Genomic DNA, 23,576 nt, shown 5'->3' with positions numbered 1-23,576 from the left:
GGCTCAACGTCGCCCGGATCCGGGATAGAGCGGCGGCAGGAGCTCCTCGCCCGGTTCGGCGGGCGCGGCTTCCCGGCGCCACGCGGGCCCGTTCGCGAAGGCCGTGCGAAGCGCGGCGCGTGCCGCTGCGAGGTCGCCGTCGGCCCAGCGCGCAAGCTGCAGCCCACGCAGTGCCGCCTGCTGGGCAGGATCGTCCAGCGATCGCGACAACGCGTCCAGGCTCGGCGCTGGCGGCGAGGCCAGCGCGCGCAACGCCTGCTCGACCTCTCCCGGGTCGCCGACCTGCAGTACACGCTGCAGTTGGCGCACATCCATCGGCTGCGTCGCAGGCGGCGACGGCTGGAGGGCCTCGCTCGCGCGGTGCGTGCGCCGTCGCAACGCCCACGCCAGCGTCGCCAGCCACAGCAGCGCGAAGCCCAGCGCGATCCATGGCCATGGGCTGGCGCCGGCGAGCGGCGCCGCCTGCCTGCCGTCGGCCGCAGGCAGTGCCTGCATGTCCACCGGCTTTGCCGTGCCGGGCGACACGTCCAGCCGCAGCGCAGGCAGCGACGCGCTGCGGGCCACGCCGGCGCGCACGTCCCACCACGCCATCCGCGGCCCCGGCACCTCCAGCCGCCCGGCAGCAGCCGGCACCACCGCGAAACGGCGGGTCACCCGCGTGCGCAGCCGGCCGCGCTCGAAGCTCTCGTCCACCTGCGCAGGTTCGGGCAGCACCTGCGCGCCGTCGACGGGCGGCAGCAGCAGCTCCGGCAGCTGGCTGGCGGCGGCGCCATCGGCCACGAGTTCGACATCGATGGTCATCGCCTCGCCCGCGCGCGCGACGTCCGGCGTGGCGAGATAGCGCAGTTCCAGCCCGTGCAGCGGCAGCCACGGCTGCGGCGCGCCATCTGGAACGGGTCGGACCTGCAGGATCCTCGGCGGGCCGTCCGCGCGCAGCGCCCGGCGACCGCTGCCGAACATGTCGTCGAAGAACCCGCCCACGCCGGTGCCTTCGAAGCGCGCGCCAGGAATGGTCAGGGTGCCGCTGCGTTCGGGCACGATCACGAAGCGCCGCTCGACCACGGTGTAGCGGCGGCCGCCGGCCTCGCGCGTGTATTGCAGATCGCTGCCGACGCGCTGCATCGCCGCGCCGTCGGGCTGCGGCTGGTCGAGCTGGCCGGACACGAGCGGAGTGGCGTAATACAGCCGCAGCGTGTAGCCGATGGACTGCTGCACATAGGGCTGCTGGCTGTCCGCCTCGCCTTCGATGAAGGCGGGCTCGCCTGCGCGCGCGGGCGCGGTGGGGGCCGGCGCCACGGTCAGTTGCAGCGGGGCCGTGGTCTCGTTACCCACGCGCAGCGCCGGCACCGTCATCAGTCCGTCCCGGCGCGGCCTGAGCGCGACCGCGAACAGCACCCGGTCGCGCTGCGAGCCGTTCGTCCGCTCGGTGCCGCGACTGCTGCTGTGGCCGCTGAGCACGAAGTCGGGGAGCAACGCGTCGAAATCGGGCATGCGCGCGGCGGCCTGGTCGGTCTCGATGTTGAGCGTGGTGGTTTCGCCGACTTCGATGCGGTCGCGGTCGAGCCAGGCGCGCGTGGCGGCGTGCGCATCCCCTGCCAGGATCGAGAGGACGGGCAGGACGATCGCACAGGCCAGCAGGCGCAGCAGGAATGGGTTCATGGCGATGGCTCTCCGCCGTGGCGACGCTGGTGTTCCAGCCGGAAGCGCGCACGCAGCAGGCCGCCCGGGTCGTCGGGCACGCGCCGCAGCCAGGCATCCGCGGCCTGGCGCCGCTCGCGTTCGGCCGCGCTCTCCGCGCGCTCGGGATCGCCGGCCTGGCGTTCGCCGCTGTCGCTGGCGCGTTCGCCCTCGCCCAGGGCCTGCTGCATGCGCTGCTGCTGGGCGGCATCGGCCTCGCGCTGGGCCTGTTCGCTGGCGGCGGGCTGCGGCGCGGCGGGGTCGCGATCCGGACCGTCGTCCCGGGGCGGTGTCTGCGGCGAGGCCGCCTCGCTCTGCGTGGCTGCGTCGGGGGGCTCGGATGACGGCCACGCGGTCTCCTCGCCCGGCGCGTCCCCGGCGCCCTCGCGCTGTTCTCCATCCTGCGGACGCTGTCGCCGCTGGCCGTCGCCCGAAGGCGGCTGGCGCCGCAGTTCTGCCTCCACCACGGCGCGGTTGGCGATCGCATCGTCCATCCCGGGCTGGCGCCGCAGCGCTTCGTCGTAGGCCTGCAGCGCTTCCTCGAGGCGTCCCGCACGGGCCAGTGCATTGCCGCGGTTGTAGGCGGCGTCCGCTCCCGGCAGCGTGCGCCAGGCCTGCGAGGCCTCGTCGAAGCGACCGGCCCGATAGGCGTCCAGCGCCTCGCGCATGCGCCCATGTTCCACCTGGTCGGCGCGGCGCCAAGGCGTTGCGGTGGCCGGTCCGGCTGCCTGCAGCGCCGGCAGCGGTAGCAGCAGGCATACCGCCAGCACCGCCACCATCGCGCCGCGGCGGAATGCCAGCAGCCCCAGCAGCATCAGCGGCGGCAGCAGCCACCAGCCCTCGTCGCGCGCAATCCGCGCGTCCCCGCGCGAAGCCGCGCTGTCCGTGGCGCCGGCCGCGGCCGACAGCACGCCAAGCGCAGCCAGATCCCCGCCGTCCGCGGACAGCGGCGCGTAGCGCCCGGCACCGGCCTGCGCCACGCGCTGCAGCGACGGTGCATCGAGATGGGTGGAGCGCAGGCTGGCGTCGCGGGCGCGGAAGGTGGCGCCTCCCGGCCTGCCCAGGCCGAGGGTGGAGACGCGGAAACCCGCGGCCGAGGCGCGCGCCGCGGCTGAGACCGTCGCCGCGTCCGCGGCATGGGTAAGCAGCAGGATGTCGCCACCGCCATGCCCGGCCTGCTGCAGCAGGCGCATCGCCGCGAAGATCGCACGGTCGGGCCGATGGCCATCCACCGGCATCACGTCCGGCGCCAGCGCATCGAGGAACAGCGCCACATTCGCCGCATCCGCCGTCAGCGGCGCGACGGTATAGGCATCGTCGGCAAACGCGACCAGCGCCACCTCACCAGCCGCGCGCGTGCCCAGCAGAGCGGCAAGCTTGGCCCGCGCCTGCAGCATCCGCGAAGGCGGTAGATCGGATGCCAGCATCGCGTCGGACAGATCCAGCGCGACCACCAGGGCGCGGCCCTGCGGTTGCAGCGGCACCTCCCCCTGGCGCCAGCTGGGGCCGGCGAGCGCCAGGATCGCCAGGGTCCATGCCAGCAGCAGCGCGCACAGCCCTCCAAGGTGAGCCCGTCCTGCGGCTGGCACGATCAGATGGGGTAGCAGGTGCGCGTCGACATGTTCGCGCCAGACGCTGGCGCGACGCTGGCGCCACCACCATCCGACCGCGAGCAGCGGCAGCAAGCCCAGCGCCCACAGCCAGGCCGGACGCAGGAACTGCAGCTGGGCGAGGGCCTCGCTCATGGCGCTGCGTCCACGCCGCGCCCGGCGCCCTTCAGCGACGACCACGGCGCCAGCGCCAGCAGTGCGGCCAACAGGGCCGCAGCCAGCGGCCAGGGATAGCGCTCCACGACGGGCCGCAGTTGCTCGCCGGGGCGGGACACCGGTTCGAGCCGGTCGATCTCGGCATAGATGCCGGCCAGTTCGTTCGCATCGCGCGCGCGGAAGGCGCGACCGCCGGTCGCTTCGGCGATGCGGCGCAGCGCGGCCTCGTCGATCTCGACGTCGCCAGTCGGCAGGCGGATACCGAACATCGTGCGCGCGTCGTCGCCACCGAAGGCGACGGTATGGATGCGCACACCCTGGTCGCGCGCCAGCTCCGCGGCTTTCATGGGGTCGAGCTGGCCGGCGGTGTTGACCCCGTCGGTCAGCAGCACCAGCACACGGGTTCCCGGTGCGCGCCTGCCGGAGGCGTCGGCATCGGCGCCGCGCAGGCGCTTGACCGCAAGCCCGATGGCATCGCCGATCGCGGTTTCGCGACCGGCCAGCCCAACCACGCTGTCGAGCAGCTGCTGGCGCACGCTGTCGCGGTCGAGCGTCATCGGCGTGAGCGCATAGGCGCGTTGCCCGAACACGATCAGCCCGACACGGTCGCCCACGCGCCTGTCCAGGAAATCGGCGATCACGGCTTTCGCGGCGGTGAGCCGATCGACCACCGACGCACCCAGGCGCATGTCCTGCTCGCCCATGCTGCCGGACAGATCCACCGCCAGCATCAGCTCGCGCCCGGAAGCAGGCGGCTGCAGCGGTTCGCCCGCCTGCTGCGGACGCGCCGCGGCCACGCACAGCAGGCACCATGCGAGCAGCGCCAACCGCGGCATCGCGCGCAGCGGTACCGGATCGCGCTGGGCGATGCCCTCGATCCGCGGGCCCCACGGCACCCGCAGCGCCGCCAGCGACGAACGCACCGGTGGCAGCCAGCGTCGAGCGAGCCATGGCAGCGGCAGCGCCAGCAGCATCCACGGCCAGGCCAGCTGGGGCAGATGTTCGAGCCAGCCATTCATCTCCGCACCATCCAGTCGACGAAGCGCGCGCGCGCGATCCGCCGTACCGCTTCCACCTCATGCGGGTCGAGCCGGGCGCGGAACGGGCCTTCCAGCAGCAGCCGCCCGGCGCCGCCGGCGAATTCGTGCGACTGCAACCCCTCGTCCAGCAACTGCAGCCAGGCCTCGCCCTGCAGCGTGGCCGCATCCGGCGTACGGCGCCGGGCCGCGCGACGCAGCAGCGCCGACATCGCGGCCACCTGCCCGGGGCCTGCCTGCGCGGCGGCCACCGTGCGGTCGAACAGGGCTTCCGCCCGCAGCGCCCGCCAGCGTCGGCGCCAGCGCACCCAGGCCAGGGCCAGCGCGACCAGCAGCACCACGCCGAACACGATCCACCATCCCGGCGCCGGCGGCCACCAGGCCGGTGCCACCGGCTCGTGCACATCCCGCAGCGGCAGCTGCAGTGGACTCACGCCGCGTCCCCGGGCCGGCTGTCCGGCACCAGCCAGGACTGGCTCGGAGCGCTGGCCGGCAGGAGACGGGCCCGCACCCCGCGCGCGCGCAAGCGTGAAGCCGCCTGTTCTGCCGCACCGCCGAAAGCGTCATGCCAGCGCTGGCGCTGCGCCGCGCCGGCGAGATCGGGTTCGACCCGGCGACCGTCCACCAGCATCGGCAGACGCTGGCGCGGCGGGTCTCGCTCCAGCGCGTCGTCGATCAGGATCACGACCGCCTGGTGATGCATGGCCAGCGCCGCCCATGCGGCGTCGGGCACGTCGTCGAGGCTGCCGGGTTCGGCCAGCACCACCAGCCGCGAACCCGGGCGCAGCAGGCGCCGCGCACGCGCGAGGCCATCGACCAGCCCTTCGTCATCGGTCGGCGCATGCGCGTACCAGCGCACCAGCGCATCGAGTACGCGGAGCGCACCGCGCGTGCCTCCCGCGGGGGGAATCGCCGGTTCGAGCCGGCTGCCGCGCAGGGCGGCAACCCGGTCACCCTCGCCGATCGCCGCCCAGGTCGCGACGGCACCCGCGCGCGCCGCCTGCACCGACTTGAAGCGCACGCGCGTGCCGAAGTACAGCGCGGGCGAGGTGTCGGCCAGCACCAGGGTCAGGCGCTCGCGCTCGGCCTGGAACAGTTTGGTGTGCATGCGGCCGCTGCGGGCCGTGAGCCGCCAGTCGACGTGCCTGGCATCGTCGCCGCGCGTGTACTCGCGCGACTCGGCGTATTCCATGCCGCGGCCGCGCTGCGGGGACGGTGCCTGTCCAGCCCCGCCGAGCCGGCCGCGACGGGGCGGGCGCCGCGCCTGCGCGACGCCGCGCAGGGCGACCAGTTCCGCCAGCGAGGGCACGACACCGTCCGCGGAAGCGGGTCGTGGCCCCGGCTCGGCGGACATGGCGGCGGCTCTGCGCTCGGCGTCCACGCTCAGGGCAACGGCACCCGGTCGAGCAGCGCCGCGACCAGGCGCTCCCCGTCCCAGCCCTCGGCGGTGGCTTCGTAGCTGGGCAGCACGCGATGGCGCAGCACGTCGGGAGCCACGTCGCGCACGTCGTCTGGGGTGACGAAGTCGCGGCCGGCCAGCCAGGCCTTCGCCCGCGCACAGCGCTCAAGCGAGATCGAGCCGCGCGGACTCGCGCCCCAGGCGATGCGCCTGGCCAGTTCGGCGTCGTAGCGGCCCGGTTCGCGCGAGGCCAGCACCAGTTCCACCAGGTAACGTTCCACCGCCGGCGCCACGTGCAGGTCGAGCACCGCGGCGCGCGCGGCGAACACGTCCGCCTGCGGCATGCGCTGCGGCTCGTGGCTTCCGCCGCGCAGGCCCTCGCGTGCGCGCTCGCGCGCCAGCTGCAGGATCGCGGTCTCGGTGCCCGCCTCGGGGTAGCCGATGCGCACATGCATCAGGAACCGGTCGAGTTGCGCCTCGGGCAGCGGGAAGGTGCCTTCCTGCTCGATCGGATTCTGCGTCGCCATGACCAGGAACAGCGCCGGCAAGGCGTAGGTCTGCCGTCCCACCGTGACCTGGCGCTCGCCCATCGCCTCCAGCAGCGCGGACTGCACCTTCGCGGGCGCGCGATTGATTTCGTCGGCCAGCAGCAGCGAATGGAAGATCGGGCCGGGCACGAATTCGAAACGCGCCTCCTGCGGCCGCCAGATCTCCGTGCCGGTGAGGTCGGCGGGCAGCAGGTCCGGGGTGAACTGGACCCGGGCGAAATCGCCCTCGACCCGCGCCGCGAGCGCCCGGATGGCGGTGGTCTTGGCCAGGCCGGGCGCGCCTTCCACCAGCAGATGGCCGTCCGCCAGCAGCGCGATCAGCAGCCGCTCGACCAGCGCCGCCTGGCCCAGGATGCCGCTGGCCAGGTCGTCCCGCAGCGCGGTGAAAGCCGCGTGCAGGCGTGGGATGTCGTCGCGCGAGGTATCCATGGACCGCCGGGGGCTGCCGAGTCAGGTGGCATTGGACCAGACCCGGGCGTGCAGGTTCAGTGTCGGAGGGCACGGCCCCCGCGCCCGGCGCCGCAAACGAAGACGGGGCCCGAAGGCCCCGTGGATGGTCGTGACGCCCGCCTCAGCGCTGGGCGACGCGCATGACCTTCGGCGTCACGAAGATCAGCAGCTCGGCCTTGTCCCGGGTGCGGCCGCGATTCTTGAACAGGTTGCCGAGGATCGGCAGGTCGCCGAAGAACGGAACCTTGGCCAGGTCGCTGCGCTCGCGGAACTCGTAGACGCCGCCAATGGAGACCGTCTGCCCGTCCTCGATCAGCACGGCGGTGGTGATCTCCCGCTTGTTGATCTGCGGCACCTGGCCCAGGCCGGAGCCGACGTTGATGAAACCGTCGATCTCGTCCTTCTTCAGCGCCATGTTGAGGAACACGCGGCCGTCGTTGGTGATCGTCGGGGTGACCTTGAGCTCGAGCAGCACGTCCTTGAACTCGACGGTGGGGATGCTGTTGCTCTGCCCACCGGTGACCGTCAGGTAACCGACCTCCTGGCCCTGGCGGATCACCGCTTCCTTCTGGTTGCTGGTCACGATGCGCGGGTTGGACACCACCTCGCCGCGGCCCTCTTCCTGCAGCGCCGAGATTTCCAGATCCCAGTTGATGGCGTTGCCGAGGATGGTCAATGCCAGCGCGCCTGCCCCGCCGCCGACCGGGTTGTTGAACACCAGGCCGCTCGGGAACAGGTGTGCGGGAATCACATCGCTTGTGCCCTCGTTCGCCAGATCGTTGGCACGCTCGGCAAGGTCATTGATGTAGTTGACGTTGCTGTCGAGGGATCCCGAGCCGATCACCCGGTCCTTGCCGCCCGTAATGCCGAACCGCGCGCCGAGGTCCCGCGAGAACGACTCGTTGGCGATGACGATGCGGGCCTCGATGACGACCTGGTCCACCGGCTTGTCCAGCGCCTGCACCAGGCGCTTGATCTCTTGCACCCGCTGCGGAATGTCGATCGCCAGCAGCGTGTTGGTGCGCCGGTCGAAGCTCAGGCTGCCGCGCGCGGAGAGGAAGCCCCGGCTCTGGTTGCCGCCGCCGGTCGCACCACCGCCGGCGCCCTGCCCGGTCTTGCTTTCGTCGGTCAGCAGCTTGGCGATGTCCTCGGCGTTGCCGTAGCTGATCGGGATGTACTCGGTCACCATCTCCGCCCGCTCCTCGAGCGCCAGGCGGGCGTTTTCCTTGTCCTGTTCGAACTGCGCGATCTCCGACTGCGGAGCCACCCAGACCACGTTGCCGTTGCGTCGCTTGTCGAGCTGCCTGGCCTGCAGGACGATGTCCAGCGCCTGGTCCCAGGGCACGTTGATCAGACGCAGGGTCACGTTGCCGGTCACCGTGTCGCTGGCGACGATGTTGAGGTTGGACTCCTCGGCGATCAGCTGCAGGACGGTGCGCACCGGCACGTCCTGGAAGTTGAAGGTCACCGGGCGGCCGCTGTAGGCGCGGGCCGCCGTGGCCTGCGCGGTCGTGGTCGTCGTCGCCGGAGTGCTGGCGCCCACGGCGCGGTCGGTGGCGGCCGCGGCACGCGGCACGATCTCGACCACGTAGTCGCGGCCGCTCTGGTAGGCCATCGATTCGAAGTTGCCCTGGTTGCTCAGCACCAGTTGCGCACCCTCGCCGCCCTGGCGTGCGTCGATGCGCTGCACAGGCGTGGCGAAATCGGTGACGTTGAGCGGACGCTGCAGCGAGGCGGGCAGCGAAGCGTTGCCGATGTTGACGATGACGCTGGAACCCTGCGTGCGCAGGTCCGGGTTCGCACCCTCGCCGTCGAAGCGGAGGATCAACTTGCCCGCGCCACCGTCGCCGCGCTTGAAGTCCACGGCGGAAACCGAGACGACCCCCGGCACCTGCTTGGCAGGATCGATGGCGGCAGCCTGCGCCATCGCCAGCATTCCCGGCGCGTAGGCATGCGGCTGCGGCGCGCCCGCGGCGGCGGAGGCCGACAGCAGGCCTGCGCAGAGGCCGATCGCCAAAGCCTTGACGGGGATGGCTCGCCGGGCCGGCTGCCGATTACGCACTGTGGTGACGGTCATCTTTGACTTCCCCTGATCAATTGTCTTCGAGCGCAACCGAAGCCGGCCGTTCCAGCCAGCCACCAGCGCCATCCGGCACGAGTTCGACGAGATCGATTCTATCTTCCTGCACGCTGGTCACCCGGCCGTCGTTCTGGCCCATGTAGACGCCCGGAGAAACCCGATAGGTCACCTTGTCGGGCGCCATCACCAGCGCAATCATGGATGCGCCGGTATGCAAGGTACCGACCATGTCCAGACTGTCGAGCGGGAACGCTTCGAGCACCTGCTTGCGGCGATTGGAGTCGGGACGCGGGCCACTGCCGCTGCCGTCGTCGCCGAAGGCCACGCTGAAGGGGTCGCGCAGGTCCTGGGCCGCGTATTCGAAGGTCTCGAACTGCTGCATGACCGGCAGCGGATCGAGCGGAGGCGCCGGACGCGCCTTCACGTTGGCGACCCATTCGTGCAGGTTGGGGGCATCGCCCGGCGTGCTGGCCACCCCGCGGATGCAGCCGGTGAGCGCCAGCGCCAGCACGCATGCCACGGCGCCGGCGGCATTCCTGGAAATACGCATCACTGAGTCCCTCCCGCGGCCGCCGCGACCTCTTCCTGCGCCGCGGCCTCTTCCTCGTCGAGGTAGCGGTAGGTCTTGACCGTGCCGGCCAGCTCCAGGCTCGAGTTCGGGCCGATCCCGGCGAGCGTGTTGTTGTTCCCGGCACCGCGCGGACGCAGCGAGATGTCATGCATGGTCATGATGACCACGCGCGGCAGCGAGGCCACGCCGCTGACGAAGGCACCGAACTGGTGGTAGGAACCCACCATCTTCAGTTCGATCGGCTTCTCGGCGTAGAACTCCTTCGGCGCTTCCGGACCCGGCTTGAACAGCTCGTTATGGATGCCGGTGGCCAGCGCGGTCTGCGAGATGTCGTTGATCAGCGCCGGCATCTCGGTGCGGCTCGGCAACTGCCGCAGCATCTGCTGCAGCTGCTGTTCCATCTGCGCGAGCTGCTGCTTGAGCGGCTCCAGGTTGGCCGCGCGCCCCTGCTTGGTCTCGAAATCCGTGCGCAGCTCCGCCTCGGTGCGCTCCAGACCCTTGAGCTCCGCGCCCTTGGGCCGGGTCACCACGTACCAGAGCAGGCCGAAGATCAGGACGGCCAGCAGCACGCAGAACCCGATCTTGTACTCGCGCGGCCACGAACCCATGTTGTTGAAGTCGAGCTCGCGCAGCGACACCTTCTTCTTGCTCACTGGGCAGCTCCTTCGGCAGGCGCGGACTCGACCGCGGGCGCGTCCGCGACGGCCGGCTCGGCGGCCTGAGCCGCCGCAGCCTCGTCGGCGGGAGCCGCCGCGGGCTCTGCATTGACCGGCGGCACCGGATCCGGCACGCCGTCGCCGTCCTCGTCCTTGGGCGCGTTGGGATTGGCGAGCTGCACCGACAGGTTGAACGCGTAGGGCAGGCCGGCGACGCCGTCGCGCGCCTCGATGATCGACAGGTCCGGACGGGTCATCCAGCCCGAACCTTCCAGGTTGCGCATGTAGGTACTGACGCGCGAGTTGGACTGCGAGCGGCCTTCCAGGGTGAGCTTCTCGCCCTCCTGCTTGATCCCGGTGAGGATCACGCCGTCGGGGATGGTGCGCACCAGCGAGTCGAACAGGTGCACCATCTGCGAGCGGTTGGCCTGCAGTTGCTCGATCACGTCCTTGCGCGCCAGCAGGCGGGCCCGCTGCTTGTCCAGCACCTCGATCTCGACGATCTTCTCGTCGACCTGCGCGATCTCCTGCTCGAGGAAGCGGTTGCGCTCCTTCTGCCCGTCGATCTGGGCGTTGTAGTACATGTTGAACAGGAACCAGAGCAGCAGGCCGGCCAGCGCGGCCATGCCCAGCATCACGCCGAATTCCTTCTGGCGCTGCTTGCGGCGCTCGGCCCGCCACGGAAGTAGGTTGATCCGGGCCATCAGTCGAAGCTCCTCAGCGCCAGACCGCAGGCGATCATCAGGGCCGGTGCGTCCTGCGCGAGCGCATGCGCCTGGACCCGCGCGCCCAGCGTCATCTGCGCCAGCGGGTTGGCGATGATGGTCTGCACGCCCAGTTGCTCCTCGACCATCTCGGAGATGCCCGGGATCGACGCGCAGCCACCGGCCAGCACGATCTGGTCGACGCGGTTGAATTCGCTGCCGGCGTAGAAGAACTGCAGCAGGCGGCTGATCTGCTGGACCAGGGCCTCCTTGAACGGTTCGAGCACCTCGATCTCGTAGCTCTCGGGCAGCCCGCCCTGGCGCTTGGCCAGGCCCGCTTCCTCGTAGCTCAGGCCGTAGCGGCGCATCACCTCGTCGGTGAGCTGCTTGCCGCCGAACACCTGCTCGCGCGAGTACAGGCTGCGGCCGTTGCGCAGGATGTTGAGCGTGGTCATGGTCGCCCCGATGTCGACCAGGGCCACGATGCCGTCGCGCGGGATGTTGAGCGTGTTGGCCAGCAGGCCGAAGGCGTTCTCGATGGCGAAGGCCTCGACATCGACCACCTTCGCGGTCAGCCCGCCCAGCTCGAGCGCCGAGGCGCGCATCTCCACGTTCTCCGAACGCGAGGCCGCGAGCAGCACCTGCACCATCTCGGTATTGCCCGGCATGCCGCCGAGCACCTCGAAATCGAGGTTCACTTCCTCGATCGGGTACGGGATGTAGTTGACCGCCTCGAGTTCGACCTGGGATTCCATGTCGTCGTCGTCCAGGTCGGCCGGCATGGGGATGATCTTGGTGATCACCGCCGACCCGGACACCGCGGCCGCGGCGAACTTGGCCTTGGTGCCCGAGCGCGAGACCGCGCGGCGGATGGCCTCGCCCACCGCCTCGACCTCGACGAGGTTCTTCTCGACCACGGCGTTGGGCGGCAGCGGCTCCACGGCGTAGTGCTCGACCCGGTAGCGATCACCGGATCGCGACAGCTGCAGCAGCTTGACCGCAGTCGAACTGATGTCGACCCCGACAAGCGGCGCTTGACTTTTTGTGATCAGCCCCACGGTTTTTCCCCTTTGCCACGGGCGCTTACGTGCGCAACGTGCCCCGGCGCATTAAATAACGGACTTTTCATCCGGTGGCAACAGTGGGGTTCCCGTAGCGTGCCGGATTGCCCGCCTTGGGCCGGTGCGCCCTTCCCGGCGCCACCCCCGGGCGGCTCCGCCCGCCCGCTGGGGCCCCTGCCCGTGCCGACAGGCGACGCGCCGCCGACCTCTATACTTGCGCCCCTATGTCCGCACCCGCCCCCGCCCCCCGCAAGAAGTCCCGGCCGCTGCTGCGCATCCTGCGCTGGGCGCTGCTGGCCTGCCTGGTCCTGGGCCTGGCCGCCGCCACGGCCGGCGCGATCGCCTATTACACGGTGTCCTCGAAGTTGCCGGACGTGCAGAGCCTGCGCGACATCGAGATGCAGGAACCGATGTACGTCTACGCGCGCGACGGCAAGCTGATGGCGCTGTTCGGCGAAATGCGGCGCTATCCGGTGCAGATCGAGGACGTGCCCGAGCGCCTGAAGCAGGCCTTCCTCGCCACCGAGGACGCGCGCTTCTACGAGCACGGCGGGGTGGACTACAAGGGCGTGTCGCGCGCGATCTGGCTGCTGGCCAAGACCCGGGGCCGCGAACGCGTGGCCGGCGGCTCCACCATCACCCAGCAGGTCGCCAAGCAGTTCTTCCTCAGCTCCGAATACAGCTTCCGGCGCAAGTTCGCCGAGATGCTGCTGGCGCGCAAGATGGAGCAGGAGCTGAGCAAGGACGAGATCTTCGAGCTGTATCTGAACAAGAGCTTCTTCGGCAACCGCTCCTACGGCATCGCCGCGGCCGCGGAGTTCTACTACGGCAAGACGCTCGACGCGCTCGACCTCGACGAGATGGCCTCGCTGGCGGCGATCCCGAAATTCCCCTCCAGCGGCAATCCCGTGAGCAATCCGGAGCGCGCCCGCGAACGCCGCGACGACTACGTGCTGGCGCGCATGCACGAGCTGGGCTTCATCAGCGAAGCGGAGTACCGGCAGGCGCGGGCCACGCCGATGCATGCCAAGCCGCACGAGCGTCCGGTCGAGGCCTACGCCCCCTATGTGGCGGAGATGGTGCGCCTGGAGATGGAGGCCCGTTTCGGCGGAGACGTGCTCAGCCGCGGCTACCACGTCACCACCACCATCGACCCGGTGATGCAGGCCGCCGCCGATCGCGCGGTGCGCAGCGGCCTGTCCGCCTACGACCACCGCCACGGCTGGACCGGCGCGGAGCAGACTTTCGAACTGGCCGCGGACGAGGACGCCGCCACGGCCAGCGCGCGCCTGCGCGGGATTCCCGCGCAAGGGGGCTTGCTGCCCGCCATCGTGCTGGGCACCGGCAGCGGCACCGCCGAGGTCGTCCTGGCCGACGGCGCCACCCTCACCCTGGATGCCGCGTCCAGCCGCTGGACCGGCAAGACCCCCTCGGCCTTGCTCGAACGCGGAGACCTGGTGCGGGTGGCGCGGATCGAGAAGCCGGCCAAGCCCGCCGCCGACGAGGCGGCGCCGACGGTCAGCTGGCAGCTCGACCAGCTGCCGCGCGGCCAGGCCACCCTCGTGTCGCTGGAACCCGACACCGGCGCGCTGCGCGCCCTGATCGGCGGCTTCAGCTTCGCCGGCAACAAGTTCAACCGCGCCACCCAGGCGCGCCGCCAGCCCGGCTCGAGTTTCAAGCCCTTCATCTATGCGGCGGCGTTCGAACGCGGGTTCAACCCCGCCTCGATCGTGCTCGACGCGCCGGTGGTGTTCCGCATGCGCCGCGGGCAGGAATGGCGTCCCCAGAACGACGACGGCAAGTTCGCCGGTCCGATGCGGCTGCGCGAGGCGCTGGTGCGTTCGCGCAACCTGGTCTCGGTGCGCCTGCTGGACGCGGTCGGCGTCGACTACGCGCGCCGCTACATCAGCCACTTCGGATTCGAAGAGTCCGAACTGCCTCCCAACCTGTCGATCTCGCTGGGCACGCCCTCCCTAACCCCGCTGTCGGTGGCGCGCGGCTACGCGGTGTTCGCCAATGGCGGCTTCCGCATCGACCCGTGGTTCATCGACGAGGTCCGCGATCGCAACGGCGAGCTGGTCTACAAGGCCAATCCGCCAGTGGCCTGTCGCGGCTGCGCGGCCAACGAGCGTGGCGTGCAGGTGGCCAGGTCGAACGTGGTCGATGGTTTCGACCTCGGCCCGGCCCGCCCGGTCACCGGCGCGACCGGGAGCGAGGACACCGCGCCCGCGGCGCCGGTGGAACTGCCCGAAGACGCGATCCTCGCGCCGCGCGCGATCGACGAGCGCGTGGCCTACCAGCTGATGTCGATGATGCGCGACGTGGTGCAACGCGGCACTGGCAGCCAGGCCAAGGCCCTGGGCCGGGAGGACGTGGGCGGCAAGACCGGCTCGACCAACGACCATCGCGACGCCTGGTTCTCCGGTTTCGGCGGAAACCTGGTCACCTCGGTCTGGGTCGGCCGCGACGACAACCGTTCGCTCGGCTTCCGCGAATACGGCGGCCGCGCCGCGCTGCCGATCTGGATCGACTTCATGCGCGTGGCGCTCGAAGACGTGCCGCTGGCGCGCAACGATCCGCCGCCGGGCATGGTCAAGGTCGCGGTGACGGCGGGTGGGCAACTGCTGCCGACCACGTCGGAAGGCGGCATCGGCGAATACGTGAAGGTCGAGGACCTCGAGCGCATGGAAGCGGTGAGCGCGTTCGACCTCGACGACCAGCCTGCCGAAGAAGCGTACGACATCTTCTGACCCGGGGCGCCGCGGTCGCGGCGCTTCACGTTGACCTTTCCCCGGCGTGGGTTACAGTCCTGTCGTCGCAGGACCGGGGGATCGTGATGCACCGCGCCCGCCAGCATGCCGAGACCCGCACCCGCGAGCGCCGCCATCGGCTCGCCCACGAGGCCGCCCGGCTGATGGCCGAAGGCGGCATCCGGGACTACCAGCAGGCCAAGCGCAAGGCCGCCGACCGCCTCGGCATCCACGATGACGCCTCGCTGCCGCGCAATCGCGAGATCGAAGAGGCGCTGCGCGAGTACCAGCGCCTGTTCCTCGGCGACAGCCATGTCGACGAACTGCGCACCCGCCGCGAGGCCGCGCTGCGCGCGCTCGAGTTCTTCGAGCGCTTCGACCCGCGCCTAGTCGGGCCGGTCCTGGAGGGCACCGCCGATGCACGCACGCCGATCGGCCTGCAGCTGTACAGCGACGACGCCGATGCAGTGACGCGATTCCTGGACGAGGCCGGCATTCCCGCCGAATCGCGCAGCCGCCATGTGCGGCTGGACCGGACCCGCGAGGGCGACTTTCCGCTGTGGATGTTCACCGCCGAGGAACTTGGATTCGAGCTGACCGTCCTGCCTGCGGTGGCGCTGCGCCAGGCGCCGCTGTCCGCCGTGGACGGCAAGCCGATGAAACGCGCGTCCGCCGCGCAGCTGCGGCAGCTGCTGGTCGAGGACGAGATCGCAGGCTATGACCCGGCGGGTACCGGACGCGGTTGAGCCCCCGCCGCATCGGTGGGTTGGTGCGTCACGGAGCGTCTTGCGCCCGCCCTGCCCTCCCGGGCGCCGCAACCCGGTTTCGGACCCGACGCGTCCGCTGCCACGCCGATCGCAAGCAGGCGGGCGCCCCCCTGCAGGGGCCTGCCCGGTCGCTTGCCGCACCGCCGCGAGACCGCCCGACGCATCCTCGAACGCCATGACGAAAAACGCCCCGCGATGCGGGGCGTTTTTCCTGCGACAGCTGGCGCCGGATTCAGCGTTTGCCGGCAGGCAGGTAGTCGCGCACGTCGCTACCGGTATAGATCTGGCGCGGGCGGCCGATCTTGGCTTCCGGATCGACCTGCTGCTCCAGCCAGTGCGCGACCCAGCCGGCGGTGCGGCCGATCGCGAACATGACGGTGAACATCTCGGTCGGGATCTTGAGCGCCTTGTAGATGATGCCGCTGTAGAAGTCGACGTTGGGATACAGCTTGCGCTGGATGAAGTAGTCGTCCTTCAGCGCGGCCTCCTCGAGGCGCATCGCGACGTCGAGCAGCGGGTCGTCGATGCCGAGCTCGCCCAGCACCTTGTGGGTCATCTCGCGGATGATCTTCGCGCGCGGGTCGAAGTTCTTGTAGACGCGGTGGCCGAAGCCCATCAGGCGGAAGCCCGACTCCTTGTCCTTGGCCTTGGCGACGGCGGACGCGACGTTCTTCGCATCGCCGATCTCCTCGAGCATCTTGAGCACGGCTTCGTTGGCGCCACCGTGCGCGGGACCCCACAGCGCGGTGATGCCGGCGGCGATGCAGGCGTAGGGATTGGCGCCGGTGGAACCGACCAGACGCACGGTCGAGGTCGACGCGTTCTGCTCGTGGTCGGCATGCAGGATGAACAGCAGGTCCAGCGCCTTGGCCACCACCGGGTTGAGTTCCAGCGGTTCGCTCGGCACCTCGAACATCATGTGCAGGAAGCGGTCGACGTACTCGAGGTTGTTGCGCGGATAGCGGATCGGCCAGCCGATCGAATAGCGGTACGCGGCGGCGGCCAGGGTCGGCACCTTGGCCAGCAGGCGGATCGCGGCCTGGTGGCGGTGCTGCGGATCGTCCAGGTCCAGCGTGTCGTGGTAGAACGCCGACAGCGAGGCCACCGTGCCGGCGAGCATCGCCATCGGATGCGCGTCGTAATGGAAGCCGTGCAGGAAGTTCTTCAGCGACTCGTGCATCATCGTGTGATGCGTCACTTCGTGCTCGAACTTGGCGAACTCGGCCTGGTTGGGCAGCTCGCCGTTCATCAGCAGATAGGCCACTTCCAGGAAGCTGGAATGCTCGGCCAGCTGCTCGATCGGGTAGCCGCGATAAAGCAGCACGCCGTTGTCGCCGTCGATGTAGGTGATCGCCGACTTGCAGCTGGCGGTGGCGGTGAAGCCCGAGTCGTAGGTGAAGAGTCCCGTCTCCCTGGTCAGCTTCGAGACGTCGACACAGTCGTTGCCGAGCGTGGGTTTCAGGATGGGCAGGTCGACGGACTTGTCGCCGGCGTTCAACACGACTTTGTCGGACACGGATACGCTCCTCATGGTTCAGACGTACGGACGGGCCCGAGGAGCCCGGCGACGGCGGTACTGCAACTACCGCAACGCAGCAATTATCGCACAGCCGGTCCGCGGGCCGCCTCGGACTTTGGTCCTGTGCGGCGACGGCACCCCGACCGACCATGCATGGGCAGCCGCCCCGCAACGCAAACGGCCGCCCGAAGGCGGCCGTCTGGAACTTGCCGGAACGGAACGTTCCGTCCGCGATTACTTCGCGTAGCGACGCTTGAACTTGTCGATGCGACCGCTGGTGTCGACGATCTTGTTCTGGCCGGTGTAGAACGGATGCGTCGCGGACGACACTTCGATCTTGACCAGCGGATATTCCTTGCCGTCGTCCCATTTGATCGACTCCTTCGAGGAGGCGGCCAGGGTGGAGCGGGTCAGGAACTTGAAATCGGAAGTCACGTCCTGGAAGACGACTTCGCGGTATACGGGATGGATGTCGGCCTTCATGGCGGCACACCGTTGAGATTGCGCAGGGAAGCCCGGCATTGTAGCGGCAACCGCCAGCGCGGCGCAAGCCGCCTCAGCCCGCCGCCAGCGCGCGGCGGATCCACACCTCGAAGGCCGCCTGGTCGTAGCGCAGCAGGATTCGCGCCGCGTCGGGACGTCCGCTCTGCCGGTTCCAGTCCACGATCGTCGCGCCCCGCGCCGGGCCCCGTTCCAGGCAGACCTCCAGCGGGCGCGTGGCCAGCTCGGTCGCGCCGTCCGGGGCGAGCGCGAGGGCCATCGCCAGCGCGTCGGCCGCGAACCAGCGGTCGCCGCGCCGGTCCGCCGACCATTCGCGGGTCTGGCGCGAGATCTCGGCGAAGAAGCGCCCGCGGGCCGATCCGGCCGCCAGCCAGTCCTCGACCTGGGCGTGCGGCAACCCGTGCGTCAGCGTGGCGTCCCAGTCGGCCAGATCGAACTCCGGGAAGGCCTCGAACACCAGGTGCGCCGCTTCCGGGTCGAAATAGACGTTGAACTCGGCCGCGGGCGTGATATTGCCCCGTCCGTGCACCGAGCCGCCCATCACCACCAGCCGCTGGATCCGCTGCGGCAGGCTCGGATCGAGCTTGAGCGCCAGCGCCAGGTTGGTCAGCGGACCCAGCGCGACCAGCACCAGCCGCCCGGCATGTTCGTGGGACAGGCGGAGGATGGCCAGCGCGGCGTGCTCAGGGGACGCCTCGCGGCCTGCGGGCACATAGCCGGTGTCGCCGAAGCCGTCCTGGCCGTGAACGTAGGCCGCGTCGGGGGCGGCATGCAGCAGCGGCGCCGCGCAGCCGGCGAATACCGGCACGTCGTCGCGCCCGGCGACTTCGCACAGCTTGAGCGCGTTGGCCACGGTGTGGCGCAGGCCGACGTTGCCTGCGGCGATGGTGAGGCCGACGATCCGGTGCGCCGGGTCGTCGAAGGCCATGAGCAGGGCGAGGGCGTCGTCGACACCGGGATCGGTATCGATGAGGAGCGGGATGGGGTCGGTCATGGCGCGTTTCGAGGTGGGAATCGGAAAGGGAATCGGACAGCCTAAGGCGTTGCCGTCCCGCGTGCAGGGGCGGCCCGGTGCCGCCTGGTTTGGGAACGCGACTGTCCTCGCGGGATCGGCGCAGGGCAAGCCTAGCTGGACGGACCGGCCGATGACGGCGGCCGCGAGGCAGACCCTGGTGCGGAAAGCCTGCTCGGCGACGCGCTCCGGCGCGGACTCCTGCCGCGCAAGGCGGGGTCCGCACGCGGCCGCTCAGGCGCCGGCGTAGCGCGCGGCGCCACCGATCCAGCGGTCGACGATGCGGTCGGCCACCTCCGGCGTCGCCTGCATCAGCGCCCCGGCGATGCGATGCACGTCCGGCAGCAGGTCGGCGTCGCGGGCCAGATCGGCGATGCGGAAGCCGACCAGGCCAGTCTGTCGCGTCCCCAGCAGTTCGCCCGGCCCGCGCAGCTCCAGGTCCTTCTCGGCGATCAGGAACCCGTCGCTGGTGGTGCGCATGGTGTCCAGCCGCTGCCTGGCCATCTGCGACAGCGGCGGCTGGTAGAGCAGCACGCAACTGGAGGCGCGGCTGCCGCGCCCGACCCGCCCGCGCAGCTGGTGGAGCTGCGACAGCCCGAGCCGTTCGGCGTTCTCGATGATCATGAGCGAGGCGTTGGGCACGTCCACGCCCACCTCGATGACGGTGGTGGCGACCAGCAGGTCGAGCTCGCCGCGCTTGAACGCGAGCATCGTGGCCTGCTTCTCCCCCGCCTTCATGCGGCCGTGCACGAAGCCCACGCGCAGGCCTGGCAGCGACGCGGTCAGTTGTTCCCAGGTGGTCTGGGCGGCCTGCGCCACCACCTCGTCGCTCTCGTCGATGATCGTGCAGACCCAGTACGCCTGCCGCCCTTCCGCGCAGGCGGCGCGGATGCGTTCGATCAGCTCCGGCCGTCGTCCGGCGCCCAGCACCACCGTCTGCACGGGCGTACGTCCGGGCGGCAGTTCATCGATCGCGGAGACGTCGAGGTCGGCGTAGGCGGCCATGGCCAGGGTGCGGGGGATCGGCGTCGCGGTCATCACCAGCTGGTGCGGAACCACGCCGGCGCCGGCGCCCTTGTCGCGCAGCGCCAGGCGCTGGTGCACGCCGAAACGATGCTGTTCGTCGACGATGGCCAGGGCCAGGTCGCGAAACACCACGCCGTCCTGCATCAGCGCGTGCGTGCCCACAACCAGTTGCGCCGCGCCGCTGGCGATCTCGGCCAGCACCGCGCTGCGCGCGCGTCCGGACACCTTGCCCGCCAGCCAGGCCACGCGCACGCCGAGCGGTTCCAGCCAGGCGCGCAGGTTGGCCAGGTGCTGTTCGGCCAGCAGCTCGGTCGGGGCCATCAGTGCGGCCTGCCGCCCGCCGCCGATGGCGGTCAAGGCCGCCATCGCGGCGACCACGGTCTTGCCGCTGCCCACGTCGCCCTGCACCAGGCGCAGCATCGGGGCCGCCTTGCGCAGGTCCGCCCGGATCTCGGCGAATACCCGCGCCTGCGCGCCGGTGAGCGCGAACGGCAGCGCCGCGCGCAACCGCGCCGGCAGGCCGCCGTCATCGTCGAGGGCCGGAGCCGCGTGCGCCTGCAGCGCGATGCGCTGGCGACGCAAGCTCAGGTGATGGGCCAGCAGTTCCTCCAGTGCCAGGCGCCGCTGCGCAGGATGGGTGCCGGCAAGCAGCGCCGCGACATCGGTGTCGCGCGGCGGCCGGTGCAGGGTCAGCAGCGCGTCGCGCAGGCCGGGCAGGGGTCCGGCACCGCCGCGCAGCAGCGACGCAGGCAACAGCTCGAGGACATCCTCGCCCGGAAGCCGGTCCAGGGCCTGCGCGATCAGGCGACGCAGCGTGACGGGCCCGATGCCCTCCACCGCCGGATAGACCGGATCGAGCGCATCACCAAGCTCGCCCTCCTCCGCATCGCCCAGCACCCGGTAGCTGGGATGCACGATCTCCAGCCCCTGCTGCCCGGGCCGCGGCGTGCCGTAGGCCCGCACCCGCGCACCGACGCGGAACTGGTTGACCTGCTGCGAACGGAAATGGAAAAAGCGCAGCACCAGCGTGGCGCGCGACTCGTCGGCGACCGCCACGCGCAGCATCGGACGGTAGCGGAAGCCGCGCTCCACCGCCTCCACCCTCGCCTCCACCTGCGCCGGCACGCCCGGCTGCAGCTGGCGCACCGGCGTGATCCGGGTGCGGTCCTCGTACTGCCGCGGCAGGTGCAGCCACAGGTCCTGCAGCGTCAGCAGGCCGCGCGCGGCCAGCTTCTCCGCCACCGCCGGCCCGACCCCGGCCAGCGTCTTCAGTGCCAGGTCGCCGCTGGCCGCCAGCGTGGGCGCAAGCCTGGCCATCGCGTCGCCGCGATCAGCCCAGCACCATCACCGCGTCGACTTCGAACAGCACGCCCTTGGGCAGCGCCGACACCTCGATGGTCGAGCGGGCCGGGTACGGCGCCTCGAAGTAGTCCGCCATCACCGCATTGACCGCGGCGAACTGGGACAGGTCGGTCAAGTACAGGCCGACGCGGACGATATCGGCCATCGAGCCGCCTGCGGCGTCGGCGACGGCCTTGAGGTTGTCGAACGCGCGCCGGGCCTGGGCCTCGATGCCGCCGGGCACCACCTCGCCGGTGGCGGGATCGAGCGGGATCTGGCCCGAGAAGAACACGGTGTCCCCGGCGCGCGTGGCCTGCGAATACGGGCCGATCGCGGCGGGCGCCTGGTCGGTCTGGATCGGAGTGCGTGGCATGGGGCGTCTCGGGTCGGAAACCCCGGATTATAGGTCGCCGCGCGAGCCGGGCGCCGCGCTACATCCGCTGCACGCCGTGCACGGCTGCCAGCCGTCGCGTGCGACGGATCACGTCGGCCAGGTGCTGGCGGTTGCGGACCTGGATCGAGAAGCGGATCACCGCGATGTTGGTGTCGCGTTCCAGGTATTCCACGCCTTCGATGTTGGAGTTGGCCTTGGCGATCGCCGCCGCCACTTCGGCCAGCGAACCGGGCCGGTTCTCGGTCTCGATGATCAGGCCCACCGGATACTCGCCGATGACCTCGCGGTCCCAGCCGATCGCCACCCAGCGGTCCGGCGACTTGCGGTATTCGGCCACGTTGGGACAGTCCAGCCGGTGCACGACGATGCCCTTGCCCGCGGTGTGGTAACCCATGATCTCGTCGCCGGGGATCGGCATGCAGCAGTTGGCGAAGCTGATCACGCCGCGCTCGTGGCCGCTGATGAGGATGCGCTCGCCGGGGCGCTGCACGCGCTCGCCGCCGGGGGCGGTGGCCGTCGCATCGGCCTGCGCCAGCGCCACCGCCACCTGCGAAGGCATGCGGTTGCCCAGCGCGATGTCGGCCAGCAGTTCCTCGAGCCGCGGATAGCGCAGCTCGCCCAGATAGGCGTCCAGGCGCGCCTGCGGCAGGCGGTCGAGCGAAGTGCCCGTGTCCTCCAGCGCGCGATCGAGCATGCGGTGGCCCAGGGTCACCGCATCCTCGTGCTCGAGCTGCTTGAGCTGCGCGCGGATCGCGGTGCGCGCCTTGCCGGTGACCACGAACTCCAGCCACTGCGGCTTGGGCAGCGAGGACTTGGCGGTGACGATCTCCACCGTCTGTCCGCTGACCAGCTTGGTGCGCAGCGGTACCAGCTTGCGGTCCACGCGCGCGGCCACCGCCGTGTTGCCCACGTCGGTATGCACGGTATAGGCGAAATCGAGCGCGGTGGAATTGCGCGGCAGCGACAGGATGTCGCCCTTGGGCGAGAACAGGTAGACCTCGTCCGGGAACAGGTCGACCTTCACGTTCTCCAGGAATTCCAGCGACGACCCGGTCGCGCGCTGCGACTCGAGCAGGTTGGCGATCCACGAATGCGCGCGCGCCTGCGCGCCGCTGGCCGCGGTGCCATGTTTGTAGGCCCAGTGCGCGGCGATGCCGCGCTCGGCGATCAGGTCCATTTCCTCGGTGCGGATCTGCACCTCGATCGGCGAGCCGTAGGGGCCGAACAGCACCGTGTGCAGGGACTGGTAGCCGTTGGCCTTGGGGATCGCGATGAAGTCGCGAAAACGCCCGTCCAGCGGCTTGTACACCGAATGCGCGACACCCAGCGCGTGGTAGCAGTCGGCCACCGACGTCACCACGATGCGGAAGCCGAACACATCCATCACCTGGGCGAAGGTCTTGCCCTCGCTGCGCATCTTGCCGTAGATGCTCCAGGGCGATTTCACCCGGCTCACCAGCCGGTACTTGAGCCCTTCGCTCGTCAGGCGCTGCGCGAGCTGCGCCTCGATCTTGGCCATCGCCTCGCGCCGAAGCATCGGCTGGCTGCGGATGTGCTTTTCCAGGATCAGGTGTCGCAGCGGATGCAGCGCGTGGAAGCCGAGATCCTGCAGTTCGGCCTTGATCAGGTTCATGCCCAGCCGCTGCGCGATCGGCGCGTACACCTCCAGGGTCTCGCGCGCGATGCGCTCGCGCGCCGGCCCCGGCTGCGCGCCGAGGGTGCGCATGTTGTGCAGGCGGTCGCTGAGCTTGATCAGGATCACGCGCAGGTCGCGCGCCATCGCCAGCATCATCTTGCGGAAGCTCTCGGCCACCGCTTCCTGGCGACTGCTGAAATACAGCTTGTCGAGCTTGGTGACGCCATCGACCAGCTCGGCCACCGTCTCGCCGAACTCGCCCGCCAGCTGTTCGCGGGTCAGGGGCGTGTCCTCGATCGTGTCGTGCAGGATCGCCGCGACCAGGGTTTCGACGTCGACCTTTTGCTCGGCCAGCACCTGGGCCACTGCCACCGGATGGGTGATGTAGGGCTCGCCGGACTTGCGCGTCTGTCCCGCGTGGGCGGCGGCGCCCACCACCCAGGCCCGCCGCAGCAGCGTGCGCTGGTCGGCCGGCAGGTAGGCGGCCGCGCGCTCGAAATCGCGTACGTAGTCCGGCACGTCCTGTTCGGAGGACGGCACGGGCAGGATCAGGGCGGGAACACCGGAAGTCATCCCGGGAGCCTAATTGGAAGGCGCCAAATGGGGAATAGGGGTGGAGCCGGGATTCGGGATTCGGGATTCGGGATTCGGGATTCGGGATTCGGGATTCGGGATTCGGGA

19 protein-coding genes are annotated in these 23,576 nt (G+C 70.6%); 2 read left to right on the top strand and 17 right to left on the bottom strand.

All coding sequences use genetic code 11. The features are described from left to right. Positions 1–3: 3 nt before the first annotated feature. From ACQYVW_RS14145 to ACQYVW_RS14095, 11 genes are all read right to left on the bottom strand, one after another. Positions 4–1,659 carry a BatD family protein gene (locus ACQYVW_RS14145; RefSeq protein WP_434947437.1) on the bottom strand — a complete coding sequence of 552 codons (1,656 nt, stop codon included), beginning with the start codon at positions 1,657–1,659 and terminating at the stop codon, positions 4–6. Beyond that, a complete protein-coding gene (locus tag ACQYVW_RS14140; RefSeq protein WP_434947436.1) occupies positions 1,656–3,422 on the bottom strand; it encodes a VWA domain-containing protein in 1,767 nt (588 codons plus the stop codon). The genes ACQYVW_RS14145 and ACQYVW_RS14140 overlap by 4 nt, the downstream gene beginning before the upstream one ends. After that, entirely contained in the window at positions 3,419–4,477 is a 1,059-nt protein-coding gene (locus tag ACQYVW_RS14135) for a vWA domain-containing protein (RefSeq protein WP_434947578.1), read from the bottom strand. Before ACQYVW_RS14135 ends, ACQYVW_RS14140 begins: the two co-directional genes overlap by 4 nt. Then, positions 4,459–4,914, bottom strand: coding sequence for a DUF4381 domain-containing protein (locus ACQYVW_RS14130; protein WP_434947435.1), 456 nt, complete (start codon positions 4,912–4,914; stop codon positions 4,459–4,461). Before ACQYVW_RS14130 ends, ACQYVW_RS14135 begins: the two co-directional genes overlap by 19 nt. Beyond that, positions 4,911–5,834: a DUF58 domain-containing protein gene (locus ACQYVW_RS14125; protein WP_434947434.1), complete on the bottom strand. Its 924-nt coding sequence runs from the start codon at positions 5,832–5,834 to the stop codon at positions 4,911–4,913. The genes ACQYVW_RS14130 and ACQYVW_RS14125 overlap by 4 nt, the downstream gene beginning before the upstream one ends. A gap of 29 nt (positions 5,835–5,863) precedes the next feature. Then, positions 5,864–6,856 carry an AAA family ATPase gene (locus ACQYVW_RS14120; RefSeq protein WP_434947433.1) on the bottom strand — a complete coding sequence of 331 codons (993 nt, stop codon included), beginning with the start codon at positions 6,854–6,856 and terminating at the stop codon, positions 5,864–5,866. A gap of 142 nt (positions 6,857–6,998) precedes the next feature. Further along, on the bottom strand, positions 6,999–8,954 hold the full coding sequence (locus ACQYVW_RS14115; RefSeq protein WP_434947432.1) for a type IV pilus secretin PilQ: 1,956 nt from the start codon (positions 8,952–8,954) through the stop codon (positions 6,999–7,001). 16 nt (positions 8,955–8,970) lie between these two features. Then, positions 8,971–9,507, bottom strand: a complete 537-nt coding sequence (locus ACQYVW_RS14110) for a pilus assembly protein PilP (protein ID WP_434933351.1) — start codon at positions 9,505–9,507, stop codon at positions 8,971–8,973. Continuing rightward, entirely contained in the window at positions 9,507–10,181 is a 675-nt protein-coding gene (locus ACQYVW_RS14105) for a type IV pilus inner membrane component PilO (protein ID WP_434947431.1), read from the bottom strand. The genes ACQYVW_RS14110 and ACQYVW_RS14105 overlap by 1 nt, the downstream gene beginning before the upstream one ends. Then, positions 10,178–10,888, bottom strand: coding sequence for a PilN domain-containing protein (locus tag ACQYVW_RS14100; RefSeq protein WP_434947430.1), 711 nt, complete (start codon positions 10,886–10,888; stop codon positions 10,178–10,180). Before ACQYVW_RS14100 ends, ACQYVW_RS14105 begins: the two co-directional genes overlap by 4 nt. Further along, entirely contained in the window at positions 10,888–11,946 is a 1,059-nt protein-coding gene (locus ACQYVW_RS14095) for a pilus assembly protein PilM (protein WP_434947429.1), read from the bottom strand. The genes ACQYVW_RS14100 and ACQYVW_RS14095 overlap by 1 nt, the downstream gene beginning before the upstream one ends. Before the next feature lie 227 nt (positions 11,947–12,173). On the opposite strand from ACQYVW_RS14095, the gene ACQYVW_RS14090 reads away from it, so the two are divergent. After that, positions 12,174–14,699: a penicillin-binding protein 1A gene (locus ACQYVW_RS14090; protein WP_434947428.1), complete on the top strand. Its 2,526-nt coding sequence runs from the start codon at positions 12,174–12,176 to the stop codon at positions 14,697–14,699. Positions 14,700–14,785: 86 nt separating this feature from the next. Continuing rightward, positions 14,786–15,445 (top strand): hypothetical protein, encoded by a 660-nt coding sequence (locus tag ACQYVW_RS14085; protein WP_434947427.1) that lies wholly within the window; start codon positions 14,786–14,788, stop codon positions 15,443–15,445. A 253-nt stretch (positions 15,446–15,698) separates the two neighbouring features. On the opposite strand, the gene ACQYVW_RS14080 is transcribed toward ACQYVW_RS14085, so the two are convergent. From ACQYVW_RS14080 to ACQYVW_RS14055, 6 genes are all read right to left on the bottom strand, one after another. Further along, entirely contained in the window at positions 15,699–16,997 is a 1,299-nt protein-coding gene (locus ACQYVW_RS14080) for a citrate synthase (protein ID WP_434947426.1), read from the bottom strand. Positions 16,998–17,219: 222 nt separating this feature from the next. After that, positions 17,220–17,468 (bottom strand): type B 50S ribosomal protein L31, encoded by a 249-nt coding sequence (locus ACQYVW_RS14075; protein ID WP_434933338.1) that lies wholly within the window; start codon positions 17,466–17,468, stop codon positions 17,220–17,222. A 73-nt stretch (positions 17,469–17,541) separates the two neighbouring features. Further along, positions 17,542–18,480 (bottom strand): nucleoside hydrolase, encoded by a 939-nt coding sequence (locus tag ACQYVW_RS14070; protein ID WP_434947425.1) that lies wholly within the window; start codon positions 18,478–18,480, stop codon positions 17,542–17,544. Between the two features lie 252 nt (positions 18,481–18,732). Further along, positions 18,733–20,841 (bottom strand): ATP-dependent DNA helicase RecG, encoded by a 2,109-nt coding sequence (gene recG / locus ACQYVW_RS14065; RefSeq protein ID WP_434947424.1) that lies wholly within the window; start codon positions 20,839–20,841, stop codon positions 18,733–18,735. Between the two features lie 13 nt (positions 20,842–20,854). Continuing rightward, complete coding sequence (locus tag ACQYVW_RS14060) at positions 20,855–21,238, bottom strand: RidA family protein (RefSeq protein ID WP_434947423.1); 384 nt, start codon at positions 21,236–21,238, stop codon at positions 20,855–20,857. Positions 21,239–21,296: 58 nt separating this feature from the next. Continuing rightward, positions 21,297–23,468, bottom strand: coding sequence for a RelA/SpoT family protein (locus ACQYVW_RS14055; protein ID WP_434933330.1), 2,172 nt, complete (start codon positions 23,466–23,468; stop codon positions 21,297–21,299). Positions 23,469–23,576: the final 108 nt, after the last annotated feature.

This window comes from Luteimonas campi (genome assembly GCF_051162505.1).
Lineage (GTDB): Bacteria > Pseudomonadota > Gammaproteobacteria > Xanthomonadales > Xanthomonadaceae > Luteimonas.
The sequence above is the reverse complement of the archived record's forward strand: the minus strand, read 5'-3'. Positions and strand labels throughout refer to the sequence as shown.